17 protein-coding genes are annotated in these 18,871 nt (G+C 63.9%); 8 read left to right on the top strand and 9 right to left on the bottom strand.

Going from position 1 to position 18,871, the window contains the following annotated elements; all coding sequences use genetic code 11:
• Positions 1-2 precede the first annotated feature (2 nt).
• From flgK to EAE28_RS12430, 4 genes are all read right to left on the bottom strand, one after another.
• Positions 3-1,430: a flagellar hook-associated protein FlgK gene (flgK, locus tag EAE28_RS12415; RefSeq protein WP_127106656.1), complete on the bottom strand. Its 1,428-nt coding sequence runs from the start codon at positions 1,428-1,430 to the stop codon at positions 3-5.
• A gap of 19 nt (positions 1,431-1,449) precedes the next feature.
• Positions 1,450-2,760, bottom strand: coding sequence for a flagellar hook protein FlgE (locus tag EAE28_RS12420; RefSeq protein ID WP_127106658.1), 1,311 nt, complete (start codon positions 2,758-2,760; stop codon positions 1,450-1,452).
• 84 nt (positions 2,761-2,844) lie between these two features.
• Positions 2,845-3,645 carry a flagellar motor protein MotB gene (locus tag EAE28_RS12425; RefSeq protein ID WP_127106660.1) on the bottom strand — a complete coding sequence of 267 codons (801 nt, stop codon included), beginning with the start codon at positions 3,643-3,645 and terminating at the stop codon, positions 2,845-2,847.
• A 57-nt stretch (positions 3,646-3,702) separates the two neighbouring features.
• Complete coding sequence (locus EAE28_RS12430) at positions 3,703-4,431, bottom strand: metallophosphoesterase family protein (RefSeq protein WP_127106661.1); 729 nt, start codon at positions 4,429-4,431, stop codon at positions 3,703-3,705.
• Positions 4,432-4,887: 456 nt separating this feature from the next.
• Here EAE28_RS12430 and EAE28_RS12435 point away from each other — a divergent pair, with 456 nt between their 5' ends.
• The 6 genes from EAE28_RS12435 (at position 4,888) to EAE28_RS12460 (ending at position 10,356) form a co-directional block, all read left to right on the top strand.
• Positions 4,888-6,066 carry an ABC transporter substrate-binding protein gene (locus tag EAE28_RS12435; RefSeq protein ID WP_127106663.1) on the top strand — a complete coding sequence of 393 codons (1,179 nt, stop codon included), beginning with the start codon at positions 4,888-4,890 and terminating at the stop codon, positions 6,064-6,066.
• A 72-nt stretch (positions 6,067-6,138) separates the two neighbouring features.
• The gene (locus EAE28_RS12440; RefSeq protein ID WP_127106665.1) at positions 6,139-6,930 is read left to right on the top strand and encodes an ABC transporter ATP-binding protein; all 792 of its coding nucleotides are present in this window, start codon (positions 6,139-6,141) and stop codon (positions 6,928-6,930) included.
• A complete protein-coding gene (locus EAE28_RS12445; RefSeq protein WP_127106667.1) occupies positions 6,923-7,657 on the top strand; it encodes an ABC transporter ATP-binding protein in 735 nt (244 codons plus the stop codon). Before EAE28_RS12440 ends, EAE28_RS12445 begins: the two co-directional genes overlap by 8 nt.
• Before the next feature lie 2 nt (positions 7,658-7,659).
• Positions 7,660-8,013, top strand: coding sequence for a hypothetical protein (locus EAE28_RS12450; RefSeq protein WP_127106669.1), 354 nt, complete (start codon positions 7,660-7,662; stop codon positions 8,011-8,013).
• A gap of 31 nt (positions 8,014-8,044) precedes the next feature.
• On the top strand, positions 8,045-9,055 hold the full coding sequence (locus tag EAE28_RS12455; RefSeq protein ID WP_127106671.1) for a branched-chain amino acid ABC transporter permease: 1,011 nt from the start codon (positions 8,045-8,047) through the stop codon (positions 9,053-9,055).
• Positions 9,052-10,356, top strand: a complete 1,305-nt coding sequence (locus EAE28_RS12460) for a branched-chain amino acid ABC transporter permease (protein ID WP_127106673.1) — start codon at positions 9,052-9,054, stop codon at positions 10,354-10,356. The genes EAE28_RS12455 and EAE28_RS12460 overlap by 4 nt, the downstream gene beginning before the upstream one ends.
• Before the next feature lie 189 nt (positions 10,357-10,545).
• On the opposite strand, the gene EAE28_RS12465 is transcribed toward EAE28_RS12460, so the two are convergent.
• The 5 genes from EAE28_RS12465 to EAE28_RS12485 form a co-directional block, all read right to left on the bottom strand.
• Entirely contained in the window at positions 10,546-12,891 is a 2,346-nt protein-coding gene (locus EAE28_RS12465) for a TRAP transporter permease (protein ID WP_127106675.1), read from the bottom strand.
• Positions 12,892-12,944: 53 nt separating this feature from the next.
• Complete coding sequence (locus EAE28_RS12470) at positions 12,945-13,988, bottom strand: TAXI family TRAP transporter solute-binding subunit (RefSeq protein ID WP_127106677.1); 1,044 nt, start codon at positions 13,986-13,988, stop codon at positions 12,945-12,947.
• 112 nt (positions 13,989-14,100) lie between these two features.
• A complete protein-coding gene (locus EAE28_RS12475) occupies positions 14,101-14,994 on the bottom strand; it encodes an MBL fold metallo-hydrolase (RefSeq protein WP_127106679.1) in 894 nt (297 codons plus the stop codon).
• A 27-nt stretch (positions 14,995-15,021) separates the two neighbouring features.
• A complete protein-coding gene (locus EAE28_RS12480) occupies positions 15,022-16,161 on the bottom strand; it encodes a CaiB/BaiF CoA transferase family protein (protein ID WP_127106681.1) in 1,140 nt (379 codons plus the stop codon).
• The gene (locus EAE28_RS12485; RefSeq protein ID WP_127106683.1) at positions 16,158-16,967 is read right to left on the bottom strand and encodes a citryl-CoA lyase; all 810 of its coding nucleotides are present in this window, start codon (positions 16,965-16,967) and stop codon (positions 16,158-16,160) included. Before EAE28_RS12485 ends, EAE28_RS12480 begins: the two co-directional genes overlap by 4 nt.
• A 119-nt stretch (positions 16,968-17,086) precedes the next feature.
• Between EAE28_RS12485 and EAE28_RS12490 the strand changes: the two genes are divergently transcribed.
• Both EAE28_RS12490 and EAE28_RS12495 read left to right on the top strand, forming a co-directional pair.
• Positions 17,087-17,944: a dioxygenase family protein gene (locus tag EAE28_RS12490; protein ID WP_127106685.1), complete on the top strand. Its 858-nt coding sequence runs from the start codon at positions 17,087-17,089 to the stop codon at positions 17,942-17,944.
• A gap of 6 nt (positions 17,945-17,950) precedes the next feature.
• Entirely contained in the window at positions 17,951-18,754 is an 804-nt protein-coding gene (locus EAE28_RS12495; protein ID WP_127106687.1) for an IclR family transcriptional regulator domain-containing protein, read from the top strand.
• Positions 18,755-18,871: the final 117 nt, after the last annotated feature.

The following is an 18,871-nucleotide window of genomic DNA, read 5'->3' on the forward strand; positions in this document are numbered from 1 at the left end:
GGTCAGATCTCCAGCAAATGGCGAAGCATCGCGTCAGCCGTCTGGATGACGCGGGCGTTGGCGGCATAGGCCTGTTCGATCAGCAAAAGATGCTGCATTTCTTCATCGGTATCGACGCCCTGCGCCAACAGGGTTTCGTTAAGGACCTGATTGCGGGTCTGCGCGGTGGTGGCCGTATCTTCGGCGCTCTGGCGCGATCGGGAGAGGGAGCTCATCAGGCCGCCGAGTGTCGCAGAAGCTGTCTGCAAGGGCGCGCCGGGGCCTGAGGCGATCTGTCTGTCCAACGCGCCGAGCAGTCGGCCGATCTGCGTGCTATCGCCGATGTTTCCGGGCGCGGCGGCCCCGATGCCGTCGCGGATGCGCCACAGCTCACCGCCCGCATCGGGCAGGATCGCGGTATTGACCGCGATCCGCCCGGCGAGGCCCGGCGTCGCGGTCAAGGCACCACCGGCGTCGGTGAAGACACCCGGCGCGCCGCCCAGGCTGGGGTCGGTCGCGGGATCGGCAAAGCGGCCAATCAGATCGGCGGCAAAGCTGTCGATCTGGGTTTGCACCGATGGCGCGTCGGTGTCGCGGATTGCGAAATTCGCCGCCAGACGGCCGCCGCCCATTGGCCCGCTGGGCGCGGTGCTCAGCGGATTGCCATTCAGCGTCAACCCGGACAGGCCACTGCCGACACTCATGCTGGCGTCGACGGCGGGGGTGCGGGTAAAGCCGAACTCGACCGGTTTGGAATCCAGCAAAAGCTGGCCCGAGGCCGTATAGAGCATCACGCGCCCATGCTCGCGCGGGTATTCGCGCAAGGGCACGATTTCGGACAGGTGCGAGATCACGGCCTGACGCTCGTCCATCAGGCCAACCACGGATTGATCACTGGATTGCAGGCGCACGATCTGGTCGTTGAGTGTGTCGATCCGCGCCAGACCTTCGTTCAGGCTGCGGACATCCTGCGCGATGGCGTAATCGGCATCAGCCCTGAGTTGTTGCACCGTTTCCTCAATCCGGCCCAGATGCCCGGTCAGCGCGACCGCGCTGTCGGCCACAGCGGCGAGCCGGCTGTCCAGATCGGGGCGTTCCGCGGCGGATATCAGCGCGGTGTCAAAGGCCGAAAGCGCGGCGGACAGGCCGCTGCCGGGCAGACCCACGGCGTTTTCCACGCGCTGCCAGAATGCATTGCTGCGCGTGCCAGCATGCGCCGATGCCCCCGAGTCGCGTACGAGACCCAGCAAGGCCGGATCGACGCGGCGGGTGATCGAAGCCACCCGCACGCCGCCGCCGGTGCCCGCCAAAGAGGCGGACACCAAGTTGATTTCGCGCGCGGCATAGCCGTCGGTCAGGGCGTTGGCCACGTTGGCCGAGGCCACCTGAACGGCGCGCGCGGATGCCGTCAGGCCCGAGGTGGCGTTGTTGAGTGCGCTGGCAATGCTCATGATGGCGCCCTTTCACCGGTTATCGTTTGATATTTGTGGTTTCTTGCAACATCTCGTCCACGGTCTGGATGACCTTGGCGTTCGACGAATAGGCGCGCTGGGTCTGGATCATGTCGGTCAGTTCCGCCGCGATGTCGGTTGCGCTTTCCTCCCGGGCGAAGCTGAGAATTTCGCCAGTCGGGCCGTCGCCCGCATCCCACAGGAACAGGCTGCCGGATTCGGCTGAGGCGCGGAAAGCCTGGCTGTCCAGCGCCGTCAGCCCGTTGGGATTGGGCACGTCGATCAGCGGAACCTGCGCGATGGTGCGGATCAGGCCCGAGTCGTAATAGGCTTTGACCAGCCCGTTGGCATCAACCTGCACCCCGGCCAGCGCCTGAACCGGCGCACCATTGCGGTCGATGGAAACCGGAATGAAGTCGTTCGCCATTTGCGAGAGGCTGTCCTCATCCGCGACGGCGCCGATGTTCAGGGCGATGTCCTGTCCGGCGACCGTTACGGTGAATTCACCGGTCACCGCGTCATAGGCCCCGCCCGCCGCGCCGACATCCTGCGTCACGCTGAGGATGCGGCCGCCATTGGGCGGTGTGTCGTCAAACGTGATGCGGTATTCGCCGATCACCGAGCCGTCGTTGGTGTCGGTGATCGTCGCCAGCCATTCGTTCGAGCTGCCGGTGGCCGGAATCGTCGGCTCGAAATGCAGATTCAGCGATTCGGTGGTGCCCAGAGCGGTGTAATATTCAAGTCCGACATCATGCCCGACGCTTTCGGAATCAAAGCGGGTGGCGGTGGCGGGCAGGTTGGCGCGGACCGAGATGCGCGAGGTCGGGTCCGACGCGAACTGGTTGGCGTTGATATTGACCGGGACCAGCCCGCCGATGTTGTCGCGCGGGTAGGCACCGATGGAGCCATCGGCTTCAGCCGGCCAGCCTAGCAGGACCAGCCCGGCGGGGTTGGTCAGGACGCCATTGGCATCAGGGCGGAAGGATCCGGTGGTGGTCATCATCAGGGGCAGCGTGCCGCCCGCAAGGACCGCATTGCTGGACGTGACAGGCAGAAAGCCGCGCCCGCTGATCGCAAGATCGGTCGCGTTCGAACTGCCGGTGATCGCGCCATGCTGATCAATCAGGCGCAGCGTCGAGGCGCGCACGCCGCCGGCGATATAGGCCCCGGACTGCGCGCCCCCGATGACCATCGACTGAAACGAGGCGACCACGCGCTTGTAGCCTTGCGTCCCCGAATTGGAGATGTTGTCCGAGATTGCGGCGAGCCGGGTCGAGTTGGCGTTCAGACCGGCGATCCCGGCGTTGAACGATGAATAGAGGGTAGACATGGCAGTGGCCTTTCGAGCTGGTGCGGAGCGATTGATCCGACACTGCACGACGGGCGTTAATGCGCGCCTAACGCCGATCCACCGTCACGATTGCTGCCGCAAAAGGATCAGTTCCAGACGGTTGTTGCGCACCGACATCGGGTTCGGGTCCGCCGGACGACGGTCGGCGTGGCCGGTCACGCGGGCCAGGCGCGCCGGGTCGAAACCAGCGTCGCCCAGCAGGCGGCGTACCCGGTCGGCCCGCGCGGTCGAGAGGTGCCAGCGCGGGTCATTGGCCTGCACCACGGTATAGCTGCGCGTATGGCCTTCAATCGACAAGCGATTGACGACCATAGAGAAAATCTGCGACGTGACGATGATGATCTGCTCAAGAACCGGCTCGGGCACATCGGTGTCGGTGATGAACAGCGGCGCGCCCGGCAGATCGAAAAGTTCAATCACCAGCCCTTCGTCGGTGACGCGGGTCACCACGTGGCGCAGCGCCTGATCCATGAGCGCGCTTTCGCCGCCCAGACCGTTCAGATGTTCCTGAAGCTGTTCAAAGCTGGCGGTTTCGGCGCGCGTGTCGGTGCCTGATTCGGTTGCTTCGTCTTCGGGCCGGGCAGGCGCGGCCTGCGTGCGGGTTTCCACATCGGTGCCGCCAAACATGCCTTCGCCGCCAGAGGAGATCCGGTGCACCGGTATCGACGGATTGAAGTAATCCGCCAGCCCGCGGCGTTGTGATTCGGTTGTTGCCCCCAGCAGCCACATCATCAGAAAGAACGCCATCATCGCGGTCACAAAGTCCGCATAAGCCACCTTCCAGGCGCCGCCATGGTGGCCGCCGCCCTTCACGATTTTCTTTCGTTTGACGATGATCGGCGCGGCGTTGTTTTGCCGGCTCATCCCATCATTCCTTCAGTCACCCAAGCCAAACGCTAGCAGACAGGTGTGAAGCGGGAGTTAAGCGTTGCCGGGCGCGCGAAGCGGCACGCGGCCTTCAGGCGTCAGCATAAAGACAGCACGGCCTTCAACCACGATGGTGGTCAGCGGCCCGCCATAGGCCGCGCCGCTGTCGATATTCACGCGGTTGCCGTAATGGGTGGGGGCGTCGATATTGGTGTGGCCGTGGATCACCAGCCAAGGGTGCGGCTGGGTGAACTCAAGAAACGGGCCGCGAATCCAGCTCAGATCATCCTCGACCTGATCGTCCAGCGCGACGCCGGGGCGCACGCCGGCATGCACGAAAAGGACATCGCCGCGCAGGCAATAGCCCGGCAGATCGTTCAGGAAGGCGCGGTGCCCCTGCGGGACGGCGGCGCTGGCCTCGGCCGGGCTGGCGTCGGGCGTGGCGCCGTAGCTTTGCAGCGTCGTGCCGCCCCCGATGCGCGGATTCAGATAATCCAGATCGGCCCGCAGGATCGGGTCATGTTTGCCGTCGAGAAACAGTGTGAACATGCGGTCATGGTTGCCCTTGAGGACGACCCAGGGCTTGCCAGCCAACTGCCCTTTGAGCAGCAGATCCACCACCCCGCGCGAATCCGGGCCACGATCGACCAGATCACCGACATGGACGACCGGCGAGTCAGCATCGCCAACCCGCGCGCGGTCGGCGGCGATCAGGTCATGGGCCTGATGCAAAAGGTGGATCTGGCCGTGGATGTCGCCGATGGCATAGGTGCGAAGGGTCATGGATCCGTCCGGTTGGCGTTTGGCCCGGTTGTCGGCCAATTCGGACCCAAGTTCAATGCATCCGGGCCGTCGGCTCTTTAAGGGCGCGGCCGAATGCACGCGCGGACAAGGATTTTCCCCAACGTCAACCACCCCGCGAACCGGCAAGTTGCTGCGTTCGGTGATCCCGGAACAGGAAGACAGTTGCCGAATGCGCGCCGAACGGTAAAGTTGGCGTTAGCGCAACACTGCGACCGGTTGATGAAACTTTGACCTGAGTCGCGGAACGCTGAACAGACGGCCGGTCAACGGCGCGCAGAAAAAGGGGAGCTCTAGCCACGACCTCTGCTCGCAGCCTTTGCGACACGGAGCGTACTGACCCACCGGGCAGTGCGACCGCACAACAACGGCTCTGGAACCGGCCCGCGAGGCCGGCAACCGGACGGCCACATACTTGATCCACAGGAAGGATACGACATGAAGAAACTCTTGCTCACTACCGCCCTCGTCGGCTTTGCCGGCACCGCGTATGCTGACGATGTTCCGCTGGGCATCATCTTCGGCTTTACCGGCCCGCTGGAATCCATCACCCCGGCCATGGCGCAGAGCGCCGAAATGGCTGTGGCGGAAGTGAACGCCTCGGGCCTGTTCTCGCTGGGCACGGTCACCACGGTACGCGGCGATGACGGGTGCATCGACTCGGGTCTGGCTGTTGCCACGGCCGAGCGTCTGGTGACCTCGGACCGCGTTGTCGGCATCGTCGGCGCTGACTGCTCGGGCGTCACCGGCGCGATCCTGCAGAACGTCGCGCGTCCGAACGGCGTTGTGATGATCTCGCCCTCGGCCACCTCGCCCGCGCTGTCGACGGCTGAAGATGACGGCCTGTTCTTCCGCACCGCTCCGTCGGATGCGCGTCAGGGGCAGGTTGTGGCCGATATCCTGGTCGATCGCGGCGTCAGCACCATTGCCATCACCTATACCAACAATGACTACGGCGCGGGTCTGGCTGATTCGATTCAGGCCGCCTTCACCGCTGCGGGCGGCACCGTCACGATGGTTGCCTCGCACGAAGACGGCAAAGCCGACTATTCGGCTGAAGTCGGTGCGCTGTCGGCTGCCGGTGGTGAAGTGCTGGTGGTTGCCGGTTACGTTGACCAGGGCGGTCGCGGCATCATCCGTTCGTCGCTGGATCTGGGCGCGTTCGACACGTTCGAACTGGTTGACGGCATGATCGGCGACAGCCTGCTGGAAGCCATGGGCGACGAGCTGGAAGGCACCTTTGGCCAGCTGCCGGGCGCTGACAATCCGGGCACCGGCATGTTCCAGGATCTGGCCACCGCTGCGGGCTTCGACGGCTCGTCGGCGTTCGCACCGGAATCCTATGACGCGGCTGCACTGATGCTGCTGGCGATGGCTGCGGCCAACTCGACCGCTTCGGCTGACTACAAAGACCACGTCATGGACGTCGCCAACGCCCCCGGCGAGCAGATCTATCCGGGTCAGCTGGCCCACGCGCTGGAAATCATCGCGGCCGGCGGTGACGTCGATTACGTCGGTGCGTCGGCGGTCGAGCTGATCGGTTCGGGAGAAAGCGCCGGTAACTACCGTGAGCTGGAAGTCCAGAACGGCGCGTTCGAGACCGTGCGCTTCCGCTGATGCAGAAGTTTGGCTGACAACAAGCAGCCCGGGACTGACGGTTCCGGGCTGTCTTTTTGCAAGGATACGCGCATGATCCGGGTCGAAGACCTGCACAAGCATTTTGGCGGCTTCCATGCCGTCGACGGCGCCAGTCTCACCATTGCCGAAGGCTCGATCACCGGATTGATCGGACCCAACGGCGCGGGCAAGACGACGCTTTTCAACGTCATCGCCGGCGTTCTCAAACCGACCTCGGGCACGGTGTCCATGGCGGGTCAGGACATCACCGGACTGGAGCCGCACGAGTTGTTCCACAAGGGATTGCTCAGGACGTTCCAGATCGCCCACGAATTCGGCTCGATGACCGTCCGCGAGAATCTGATGATGGTTCCCCCGCGCCAGGCTGGCGAAGGTCTGTTCGCCGCGTGGTTCCAACGCGGTGCCGTCCGGCGCGAGGATGAAGAAATCCGCCGCCGTGCCGATGAGGTGCTGGAGTTCCTGACCATTTCGCATATCGCGGATGAGAAGGCGGGCAACATCTCGGGCGGGCAGAAAAAGCTGCTTGAGCTGGGCCGTACGATGATGACCGACGCCAAGATCGTCTTTCTGGACGAGGTCGGCGCGGGCGTGAACCGGACGCTGCTCAACACCATCGCCGACGCCATCGTCCGCCTGAATCAAGAGCGCGGCTATACCTTTGTCGTCATCGAGCACGACATGGATTTCATCGGCCGCATCTGCAACCCGGTGATCTGCATGGCCGAGGGCAAGGTGCTGGCCGAAGGCACGCTGGATGAGATCAAGGCGAATGAGCAGGTGATCGAGGCCTATCTGGGCACCGGCCTTAAAAACAAGGTCAAGGCGGAGGTCGGTCATGTCTGAACATCCCGTGACACCAGATCCCGAAGCCGTGCTGATCGGCGATGCGATGACCGGCGGCTATGGTGCCGCAGACATCCTGCACGATTGCACCATCGCCGTGGACAAGGGCCAGATCGCGGTCATCGTCGGCCCCAACGGGGCGGGCAAATCGACGGCGATGAAGGCGGTCTTCGGCATGCTCAATCTGCGCAAGGGGCAGGTGCGGCTGAACGGTGAAGACATCACCAGCCTGTCGCCGCAGGACCGCGTGGCCAAGGGCATGGGCTTTGTGCCCCAGACGCGCAACATCTTCCCGTCGATGACGGTGCAGGAAAACCTTGAGATGGGCGCCTTCATCCGCGGTGACGATTACCGCGAGACGATGGAGCAGATCTACCACCTGTTCCCCATCCTGCGCGACAAGCGCAATCAGGCGGCGGGCGAACTGTCCGGTGGTCAGCGCCAACAGGTTGCCGTGGGCCGTGCGTTGATGACCAAGCCGTCTGTCCTGATGCTGGACGAGCCGACAGCGGGCGTGTCGCCCATCGTCATGGATGAGCTGTTCGACCGAATCATCGAGATCGCCCGCACCGGGATTTCCATCCTGATGGTCGAGCAAAACGCCCGGCAGGCGCTGGAGATCGCGCATAAGGGCTACGTTCTGGTACAGGGTGCGAACCGCTTCACCGACACCGGGCAGGCGCTGCTGGCCGACCCCGAGGTCCGCCGCAGCTTTCTGGGGGGGTAGAGATGCGCTTTCTGCTTCCGCTTCTGCTCGCCGCCTCGCCTGCCCTTGCCGAAGGTCAGCGCGATGCTTTCACCTGCGACGCCCTGATGACCTGTATCGTGAACCAGCCCTGCACCGACGGAGGAGAGGGTTTTGGTCTGGCTTTCCTCGGTGGCGGGCTGGAAATCGAGATGGGCGGCACAGTCATTCAGCCTGTTTATGACGGCACCCTGCAGATCGCCGCCTGGGAACGGGGCACCGGCTTTTATCAGCTGCGCCTGACGGGCGACGGCGGAGGCCTGCTCACGCTGTCCATGGCCAATGGTGCCTCGTTCGAGGAAACAACCGTCCTCTGGCTGCACTGTTCGCCGCAATGACCTCAGGTCCGCTGTCTGGAAAGGCTCCTTTATGGAAATCCTGAATGCTTTGGTCTTGCTGGCCAACTTCGTTTTGATCCCCGCCATTTCGTATGGCAGCCAACTGGCGCTGGGCGCGCTGGGCATCACGCTGATTTACGGCATCCTGCGCTTTTCGCATTTCGCGCATGGCGACGTGATGGCCTTTGGCACGATGCTGGTGATCCTTGTCACCTGGGCGCTGCAATCGGCGGGTGTGTCGATTGATCCGCTTCCCACCGCGCTGCTGGCCCTGCCGATTGGCATCATCGGCACCGCGATCCTGCTTCTGGGCACCGACCGCGTTGTCTATCGCTTTTACCGAAAAGTGCGCGCCGCGCCGATTGTGGTGGTGATGGCCTCGCTGGGGGTGATGTTCGTGGTCAACGGGCTGGTGCGCTTTGTCATCGGTCCGAATGATCAGAACTTTGCCGATGGTGCGCGCTTCCTGTTCACCGTGCGCGAGTTCCGCAACTATACCGGCCTCGATGAGGGGCTGGGCATCCGCTATTCGCAGATGATCACCGTGGCGATTACGGCGCTGGTGGTGGCGGCGTTGTTCTGGTTCCTCAACCGAACACGCACCGGGAAATCCATGCGTGCTTACTCGGATAACGAGGATCTGGCGCTGCTGTCAGGCATCAACCCCGAGCGGGTGGTGACGGTGACATGGCTGGTCGTCGCGGTGTTGGTGACGGTGGCCGGGACGCTCTATGGTCTGGACAAGAGCTTCAAGCCCTTCACCTATTTCCAGCTGCTGCTGCCGATGTTCGCCGCCGCCATTCTGGGCGGCCTGGGGAACCCGCTGGGCGCATTGGCCGGAGCCTTTGTCATCGCGCTGTCCGAGGTCGGCGTGACCTATGCGTTCCGCAAGTTCTTCCAGTACCTGCTGCCGGAAAGTCTGGAGCCAAACTCACTGATGCAGCTTCTGTCGACCGACTATAAATTCGCGGTGTCCTTCGTGCTTCTGGTGCTGGTGCTGCTGTTCCGCCCGACCGGGCTCTTCAAGGGGCAATCCGTATGACCATTCGTCACGCTTCTTATTTCGCGATCATGGCGGTTCTGTTGGTGCTGGTCGGCTGGTTGCAAAGCTGGTCGGTGGCGATGGGACTGGTCAACATGTGCCTGATCTCGGCGATCATGGCGCTGGGGGTCAACATCCAGTGGGGCTATGCCGGGCTGTTCTCGGTCGGCACCATGGGCTTTGTCGCGCTGGGGGGACTGGGCGTCGTGCTCACCTCGATGCCGCCGGTGCGTGATGCGTGGTCGGCAGGGGGCGTCGGTGTGCTGGCCGGGCTTGCGGTCGGTGTGCTGGCCATCATCGCGGCAGTACAGGTTTACCGCCGGATGCAAAAGGGCTGGCTGCGTGCCGCCGTTCTGTTGGTGGTGATCGTCGGCGGGTTCTTCGCCTTCCGCGCGGTGATGGACCCGGCCGTCGATGCCATCGAGGGCACCAACACCGCCGTTGCGGGCTATCTGGGCGGGGCCGGGATGCCGGTGATCTTGTCGTGGCTGGTCGGCGGTCTGCTGGCCGCCGGAGCGGCCTGGGTGATCGGCAAGGTCAGTCTGGGCCTGCGGTCGGACTATCTGGCCATCGCCACGCTGGGCATCGCCGAGACGATCATCGCGGTCATCAAGAACGAGGATTGGCTGTCGCGCGGCGTGCGCAACGTCAACGGGCTGCCGCGCCCGCTGGTGGTGCCCTACGAGGTCAATCTGCAATCCAACCCCGAGTTCATCGCCTGGGCGCAATACTTCGGCTTTGACGCGGTCGAGGCGTCGTCGCTGTTCGTCAAGCTGTGCTACGCGCTGCTCTTCGTCGTCGTTCTGGCGATCATCATGTGGCTGTCCGAGCGGGCGTGGAACTCGCCCTGGGGCCGCATGATGCGCGCCATCCGCGACAACGAAACCGCCGCGCGGGCGATGGGCAAGAACGTCACCAAGCGCCACCTGCAGGTGTTTATTCTGGGCTCGGCGGTCTGCGGTATTGCCGGGGCGATGCTGACCACGCTGGACGGGCTGTTCACGCCGGGCACCTACCAGCCGCTGCGGTTCACCTTCCTGATCTGGGTGATGGTGATCGTCGGCGGGTCGGGTAACAACTGGGGCGCGGTGCTGGGCGGGTTCCTGATCTGGTTCCTGTGGGTCGAGGTCGAGCCGATCGGCCTGTGGCTGATCCAGACGCTGACCGACACCATGCCCGACGACAGCGCCATCCGCGCGCATCTGCTGGAGAGCGCGGCCCATATGCGCCTGATGACGATGGGTATCATCCTGCTTCTGGTGCTCAGGTTCGCGCCCCGCGGGTTGATCCCTGAGAAGTAAGCACTGAAAACCCCCGGCTCATAAGCCGGGGGTTTTTCTTTGCCGCCGGTGTTACGGCGCGTCCCGCAGTTGCCGCTCAGGCACTTGGCCCCGCTATCCCCGCTTATCAAACGTAAGACGCGGCCAGCATCGGGGCTGACCGCGTCAAACAGGTTGAGGGCCGCACCATGTCCGTGGTGCGCGCCGCGCTTAGACCGCGATGGCCCTTGTCCGTCTCGTCTTGACCTGATGCCAGCCCAGAATGACAACGCTCAGCGCCACGGCGGGCAGTTGCAGCGTCAGATCCCCCGACAGCACCAGCAGCGACAGCGCCAGCCGCACCGCGATCTCCCATTTGGGCAGGCGCGTCTGGTCGAACCGCGCCAGCGCGCTGGCCAGCAGGTACAGTGTCAAGCCCAGCCGTGTCAGCAACCAGAGCAGCGGCAGCAGGTGGAACGCGCCATCATAACCGGTCAGGAACCGCTGGCCGCTGGTGGCAAAGTCGGGGCTGATCACCGCCGCCTGCACCAGCAGGATCTCAGGGTTGAAGGCAAAGACGAAGGGGATCACGAACATCACGATCCCCGACCGCACCGCCGAGAACGAGGTCATCACCGGGTCCGATTTGGCGATGGTCGACGCGGCATAGGACGCCACGGCCACAGGCGGTGTGATCGCGCTGACGCAGGCGAAGTAGAAGATGAACATATGCGCGGTGAAATGCGCCAGTCCCAGCCCCACCAGCAACGGTCCCATCAGCAGCGCCGCGTTCACATAGGCCGGAACTGCCGGCATCCCCATGCCGAACAGGATCGCCAGCACCATCGTCACGCCCAAAGCGATGAACTGAAACGCCAGCGGCGCACCGTCCCCGATGTTCAGCGCCCTGAGCCAGCCCAGAATATCCAGCGCGATAAAGCTGGGCAGCGCGGTCAGGTTCAGCGCGATGTCGATCACCGAGACGGCAAGGAACATCAGATACAACCCGGCCGAGGTGATCCCGGCATCCGACAGCGCATCCAGCAGCTTGGCCGGGCGCTTGCGGAAGGCGGGCTCGATGAACAGCATCCCCATCAGCGTCACCGCCGCCCACCAGCCGACGCTACCGGCATCGCCCAGCGTGTTCTGGATCAGTTGCATGATCCACGGCAGGTTCTCGGCCCGGCAGCCGGTGGCGGTCTGGATGATCTCGGCGCCCAGCATCCGGCTGATCGGATCGCAGCCGATGGCGTCCTTGGGCACCAGCAGCAGCACGATGATGATCGCCAGCGGCAGGAAGATCTGGCTCAGCAACAGCCCGTCATTGCGGGTCAGGCGCAGCTCGGGCGGCACTTCGCCCACGGCGTCGATGCCCTGCTTGCGCGACTGGAACATGACCGACAGGAACATGCAGATGAAATACGCCACCGCCGGGATCGCCGCAGCAATCGCCACGTCGCGGTAGGGCACGCCAGTCATCGCGGCCAGAATGAAGGCGGCGATGCCCATGATCGGCGGCATGACCTGCCCGCCGGACGAGGCCGCAGCCTCGACCCCCGCTGAATAGGTGCGTGAAAAGCCGCTTTTGACCATCATCGGAATGGTGATCGTGCCGGTGCCCAGCACGTTCACGACCGGCGTGCCGGTGGTGGTGCCAAACAGCGCCGAGGCGACGATTGCCGCATGGGCCGAGCCACCGCGCAGGCGGCGGGTGGACACCACTGCCAGCTTGATCAGCGTGCGCCCGCCCGCCGAGACCGACAGCAGCGACCCCAGAACGATATAGGGGAACACGGTGTTAAGCATGATGTGCAGGAACTGACCCAGCAGGCCCGAGCCCTGATTGACCAGCAAATCCTGCACCCGATAGCGCCCGTCCGCCAGGCTTCGCGGCTCACCCCCCAGCGCGGTGATCAAGTAGCGGTTCATGCCGTCCGAGCCGAAGGCGTACCAGATCAGCACCGTCGCGATGGCATAGACGGCCAGCGCGATCGAGACCATGACCAGCGAAAAGCCCCAGACCTGCGTGTTATAGGCCAGAAAGATCACCACCGCCCCGCCGACGATCAGCGTCAGCCAGGGGCCGGTCGTGGCCATGCAGCGCGGGTTGTCGATGCTGGTGGGGGCGGGCAGGCCCATCATCTGCGCCAGCTCACGCTCGGCGGTCAGCGTCCGCTCGATCAGCGCGGCGCGTTCGCCGGTGATCACGTCGATCAGGCAGACGGCTTCGTTCTCGATCAGATAGGTCGCGGCGATGCCGACAGCCGCCACCACCAGCGCCGCGTCCAGCGCCAGCCCGAGGCGGCGCTTGGCGGGGCTGACCTCGCTCCATTTGCGGGCGACCGAATGCCAGATGGCAACGATGATCATCATCCACGCAAAGGCGATGGGGTAGTAATATTCATACGGGAACCGGCGCACATCGAGGCTGTCCCAGCCGGTCAGATCACGCCAGAACTGGTCCCAGCCCGGTATGGACGGGGTCGAATTGATCATCCCGACGACCACGAACAGCAGGGCCATGAGATAAACGACCCGGCGCAAGGCGGGCCGGATGACAGGGGGTTCGGTTTCCATAACTCGCTCGCATCAGGGCGATGGGGCCCGCCGGTTGGCGGGCCCGGTTGGTGTTACTGCGCGCACTCGGGCACGGTGTAACCCGCTTCTTCCCACGCCCGCACCGCGCCGGGGTGGTAGTGAACCGGGTTCAGCCCGCACATGCCCGACGCAACCGGATCAAGATCTTCAAGCCCGATGTTGCGGGCATAGAGCGCCTTTTCATAGAGATCGCTCAGCGTTTCGATATGCGCGCGGGTCAGCTGATAGGCCAGCTCTTCGCTCATCGACTCATTCACGCAGTTGCCGCCGACCGAACCCCGGGTGCGGAACATGCCGTCTTCGGACACGATGGTCGCATTCTCACCCAGCGCCGCCATCTGCTCGGCGGTCAGGACGAACGGGGCCGAACCGGGCGAGGTCAGCAGGCGTTGCATGCTCTCGCTCTCGAACTGCGCGATCGGGATCGAATAGAAGTTCATCCGCCCCGCCGACAACGCCTGAAGCGGGCGGTCCGAGGGGATGTATTCCGGCAGCAAGGCTACATCGACCGAGCCTTCGGTGATGGTGGTGGCCATCTGCGACCAGTCGCTTTCAACAGCGGTGAAACCGGCACCGGCCTCAAGCCCGGTCATCACCTGAATGGTCGAGCGGGCCTCGCTGGTGGCGGCACCCCGGGGCGGGCCGTCCAGAACGCGGCGGCCGGCCAGATCGTCCCAGCCGGACACACCGGCGGTTTCGTAGCCATAGAGCACGTAAGCGCCAAAGGAATACGGGTAGAGCACGCGCAGCGAACCTGCCAGTTCCGCGCCGCGCTCGGCGCCCAGATCGGCGAAGGGGCCAACCCCGCGCGACATCAGGAAGGGAATGATGAACGGACAGATGCCGATATCGGTGCGCCCTTCGGCGACCGCCAGCGTCGCGTTTGCGCCAGTCTGGCCCAGCGTGATCTGAATATCGGCAATACCGCGTTGCGAGGCGACCTCGGCCAGATGCGCGACGGTCAGATGGACCGCGACGCCGGGCGTCGAGGTCATCGCAGTCAGGTTCTCTTGCGCCGCGACGCCGGTGGCGAAAGCGCCCAGCCCAAAGGCTGCAACTGTGGCTAATGTCTTCATGGTGTCCTCCCGTTGATGGTTATCGGCAGCGGGGTCGGGTCTGTTGCCCGTCTTCGGTGCCGTCGAACGAAAACGACCCGGCGCACCTCCTCGCGCGCCGGGTCTGTGGTTGCTATCGGGCCGGGTGACGATACGGCTCGATCGAGATGTTGCGGCCGATGCGGATGGTCATCAGATCCTCGGCGATCAGCACGGTGCCGTCGTATTCGGCGGCCAGCTGGTCCAGCAGATCGTCCATCGGCAGCGGATCGGGCGGCAGCAGCGCCAGATGGGTGAGCATCGCCAGCCGCGGCTTGGTCTGGGCAAAGACGCGGCCCACCTCGGACGGCGAGGCGTGGTGGTCAATCGCCACCTTCACCTTGGGATAATTCGCCAGCGTCGAGGCGCGCGCGGCGGCGACCTCGTGCACGAACACATCTGCGCCATGGGCCTGCGAGATCAGGTTCTCATTATACCGCGTGTCGTGCGAATGGACGAAGACGCGGCCCTTGTATTCGACCCGGAACCCGTAGGCCGAGGGGATGTTGTCGCCGTGATCCACCAGAATCGCGATGATCTTCAGCCCGCCTTTGTCAAAGACCACGCCTTCTTCGTACTGATGCGGGATGATCCGCATGTGTTCGGCGTCGATCTCGTTGTCATTCACCCGGATGTCGCGGTCGGGCTTGGTGACAATCCACGCACCCTCAGCGATATGCTCGATCCCGGCGGGGCCATAGACCGTCAGCGGCTTGCCGCGCCCGGCCCAGCCTTGCGGGATGGTGCCTGACATCAAAAGATCGAACAGACCTGAATAATGGTCCGAGTGGTAATGCGACAGGATCACCGTATCCACATAGCCAACCGGAATCCCCAGCTGCGACATGCGGATCACCGCACCCCGGCCACAGTCGAGCAATACGCGCTGGTCGCCCGCCTCGATCAGGGTTGAGGTGCCAAAGGCGTGGATGCTGGGGTTGGGAATGCCGGTGCCCAGCAGGGTGACTTTAAGAACGTCGGTGGTCATGTGTTTTCCTCCCTCACGGCGGGCCTGTCAGCCGCGCCGCGCCTTCAGTTCGGCGCGGATCTCGTCGCCATGGGCATCAAGGATCGGCGGTGGCAGCAGATCGGTCTCGGCCTGACCGTCGAAATTGTAGGGCGCGCGTACGGTGGTGAAGGTATCGGCCATGACGCCGGGCACCTGCACCTTGATCCCCAGATGGCGCGCCTGCGGATCTTCCAGCGCTTCGTCGCTGTCATAGGCGGCGGAATAGGGCACGCCCGCCGCTTCCAGCGCCGCGCACCAGTCGTCGCGGGTTTTGGTGGCAAAGACCGGGGCGAAGGCTGCGATCAGCTCGTCCTGATGATCAATCCGGGCGGGCCGTTCGGCAAAGCGCGGATCGTCGTTCAGGGCTTGCAGGCCGGTGGCCTCCAGCAACCCCTCCCAGAACTTTACGGGTGAGGACAGGTGGAACGCGATCCACTTGCCGTCGGCGCACGCAAACGTATAGCTCTGCGAGACGACGGGGCGCGACAGCGGCCCCATGACTTCGCCCGCACTGTAATAATGCGTGAAGCTGTCCAGATTGAAATGGCACATGGCTTCGAGCATCGAGATGTCGATGCGCCGCCCGGTGCTGCCCTCCTTCCGCTCAACCAGCGCCGCAAGAATCGCCATCGCCGCGTATTGGCCGGTGACGGAATCGGCGATTGCCGGGCCGATCACGCGGGGGTTCTCGGGCGGTGTCAGCAGACGCAGATACCCGGCAGCCGCCTGCGCGACGGAGTCGAAGGTGGGCCGGTTCATCGCCGGGCCAGAGGGACCAAAGCCCGAGATCGCGCAATAGATCAGGCCGGGGTTGATCGCCCGCAGCTCGGCCTCACCGGCGCCCAGCTTTTCGGCAACGCCGGGGCGGAAGTTCTGGATGAACACATCCGCCGTGGCGATCAGCTCGTGCAGGGTCTTGCGATCTTCCTCGCCGCGCGTGTCCAGCGCGATGGAGCGCTTGTTGCGGTTATAGGTCTGGTAATGCGGTGAATAGAGCCCGCCCTTGAACGCACGGAACGGATCGCCCGAGCCCGGTAGCTCGACCTTGATCACATCCGCGCCCAGATCGGCCAGATGCATCGCGGCGGCGGGGCCGGTGATATAGGTGCCCAGCTCGACCACTCGGATATTCTGCAGGATCTTCATGCGCCGGGCTCCTGCTCTTCGCGGCCAGAGCGTTCTCCGTCATACGAGATCGCCAGATCGGCATGGTTGGACATGATGAAGCCAATCGAGCGCAGGCTTTCCTCATAGAGATGGGCTGACAGCCCCGCCGCGCGGGCCAGCAGAGGCACGGCTTTCAGCGCTTCAAGCGGCCAGCCCGCATCCAGAATCACTGCCGGGATTGCGCCCGAGACGTTGACCGGCAGCGGGCGGTGCATGATGCCGGGGGCTTGCTCGCCCAGCACGCGCAGGGTTTCGACATAGCGGCCCGAGAGGCCCAGCTCATCGCAAAGCTCGAGCAGACGCAGCGCGCGTGGATCGCCTTCGGCGTGTTGCGGATGACCAAGGCCTGGTACCTTCTTGCGTTCGATCTTCAGCTGCGTGACGTGATCCTGCGCCGAGGCGGCGATATCGCCGTCGGTCGCGCCGGTCAGCACCTCATGCAGGAACCGCCCCGCCGTTTCCGTCGACCCGGCCACCACCGTGCCCATCCCCAGCAGCCCCGCCGCCATCGCGCCTTGCCAGGATTCCGGTCCTGCAGCCAAGGTCATACGCGCTGCTTGCACACTGGGCACCAGCCCGTGTTCTGCGATAGAGACCAGACAGGCGTCCAGCATCTTGCTCTGGGCGCTGGTGGGCATTTCACCAACCACCAGCAGCCAGAAGTAGTCGGTGAAACCGATCTTGCCGATCAGGTCATGGCACAGATCGCGGCCGCGCACCGTGATCGAATGGGCGTCCGATGTGGCGATCGCCGTATAGGCGTCGGTTTGTTTTCCAATGCGCATGTCATTCTTTTCGTATTGCGAAACTTTTTTCTCTTGCCGAAGACTACGGGCGCAGATTAGGCTTCGTCAAGCCACTTTGTTCGGCCCTTGCCGGACGTGCGAATGAGGGAGAAGGCACCGTGAAGGATATCAACCAGTTCACCATCACCCAGGCGGTGAAGGATTCGTTCAAGACCGAGCCGGGCAGCCGGTTTGAATCCCTGCTGCACGGTCTGGTCGAGCATCTGCACGACTTCACCCGCGAGCAGAACGTCACCCATGAGGAATGGATGGGGGTGCTCAACTTCCTCTACGACTGCGGTAAGATCTCGACGCCTGAGCGCCACGAGTTCATCCTGCTGTCCGACGTGTTGGGCTGGTCCTCGCTGGTCGATATGATCAACACCAAGGGCGGCGCGACCGAGGGCTCGAACCTTGGGCCGTTCTATCTGGACAACGCACCGGTCAAGCAACTGGGCGGCAATCTGGCCGATGACCGCGATGGGGTGACGGTGCTGGTGCATGGCAAGGTCAGCAACACGCTGCACCACCCGCTGCCCGGCGCGACCATCGACACCTGGCAGGCGGACGCGACCGGCACCTATCCTATTCAAGAGGTCGAGCAGGACAAATACGACCTGCGTGGCAAGTTTACCTGCGATGAAAACGGGCGTTATTATTACACCACCGTGCTGCCCAAGCCCTATACCGTGCCCTATGACGGCCCGGTCGGTGTGCTGCTGCGGGCGGGCACCCGCCACGCCTGGCGCGCGCCGCATATGCATTTCATCGTGACTGCGCCGGGTATGGCCGGGATCACCACCGAGATCTTCTTCAAGAATACCGAATATCTGGATAATGACGCAGTGTTCGGCGTCCGGCAGTCGCTGATTGCCGATCTGAAACCGGCCAAGGATATCGACAAGCTGGGCTACACGCTGGACAAGAAGCCTGATGCCGTGATCGAATTCGACTTTGTGCTGGCACCAGAGGGTTAAGACGCTGTGAGCGACGACGAAAACAGACCAGCGGGCTTTGTCGAGGCTCTGGCCAAGGGCATCGCGATCCTTGAGAGCTTCGATGCCAGCCACAGCGAAATGACGCTGTCCGAGGTCGCGCGCCGGGTGGACGTTTCTCCGGCAGCGGCGAGGCGGGGTCTGATCACGCTGATCGAGCTGGGCTATGTCGGCCAGAACGCCAAGCGTTTTCACCTGAAACCCAAGGTGATGGCGCTGGGCTCGTCGTTCTATTTCGCCACGCGGGTGGATGAGATCATCCTGCCCGATCTGCGGCGGTTGGTTGAGACGTTTGGCGATGCGGCTTCGGTCGGGACGCTGAACGATCACAACGTGATCTACGTCGCGCATTACTCGCAGCAGCGCGCCCGGCGCGCCTCGGCCGTGGTGGGGGCCAGCTATCCTGCCTTTGCCACCTCGATTGGCCGGGTGATGCTGGCGGGACTGTCCGATGACGCGCTGGACCGCTGGCTTGAGGGGCTGACGCCGGTGCCGCTGACCTCGCGCACGCTGACCGACAAGGGGGCCTTGCGCGAAGAGGTGCTGCGCGTGCGCGAGCAGGGCTATGCGACGACGGTGGATCAGCTGGATTATGGCATCACCGCCATTGCCGTGCCCATCGTCAACGATGAGGGTCGCACCGTCGCCGCGATCAACAGCTCGGGCTACAGCGGCATGGTCGCGCCCGAGGCGCTGGTCAGCGAACGCCTGCACGAGCTGCGCGCCGTTGCGTCGTCGATTGCCCTTCAACTGGCCCGTTATCCAACGCTGCGGGCGGTGCTGGGCGACTGAGCGCGAAATTTACGTGTATCGTCACGCGAACAGGCTTGACGGAGCCTAAACCGCTCCGTACTTTTCGTTATAAGCAAGAATTTTCGCATTGCGAAACATTAGACTGCGCCGGGCCAG

It is taken from the genome of Pararhodobacter zhoushanensis (assembly GCF_003990445.1).
In the GTDB taxonomy this organism is placed as follows: domain Bacteria; phylum Pseudomonadota; class Alphaproteobacteria; order Rhodobacterales; family Rhodobacteraceae; genus Pararhodobacter; species Pararhodobacter zhoushanensis.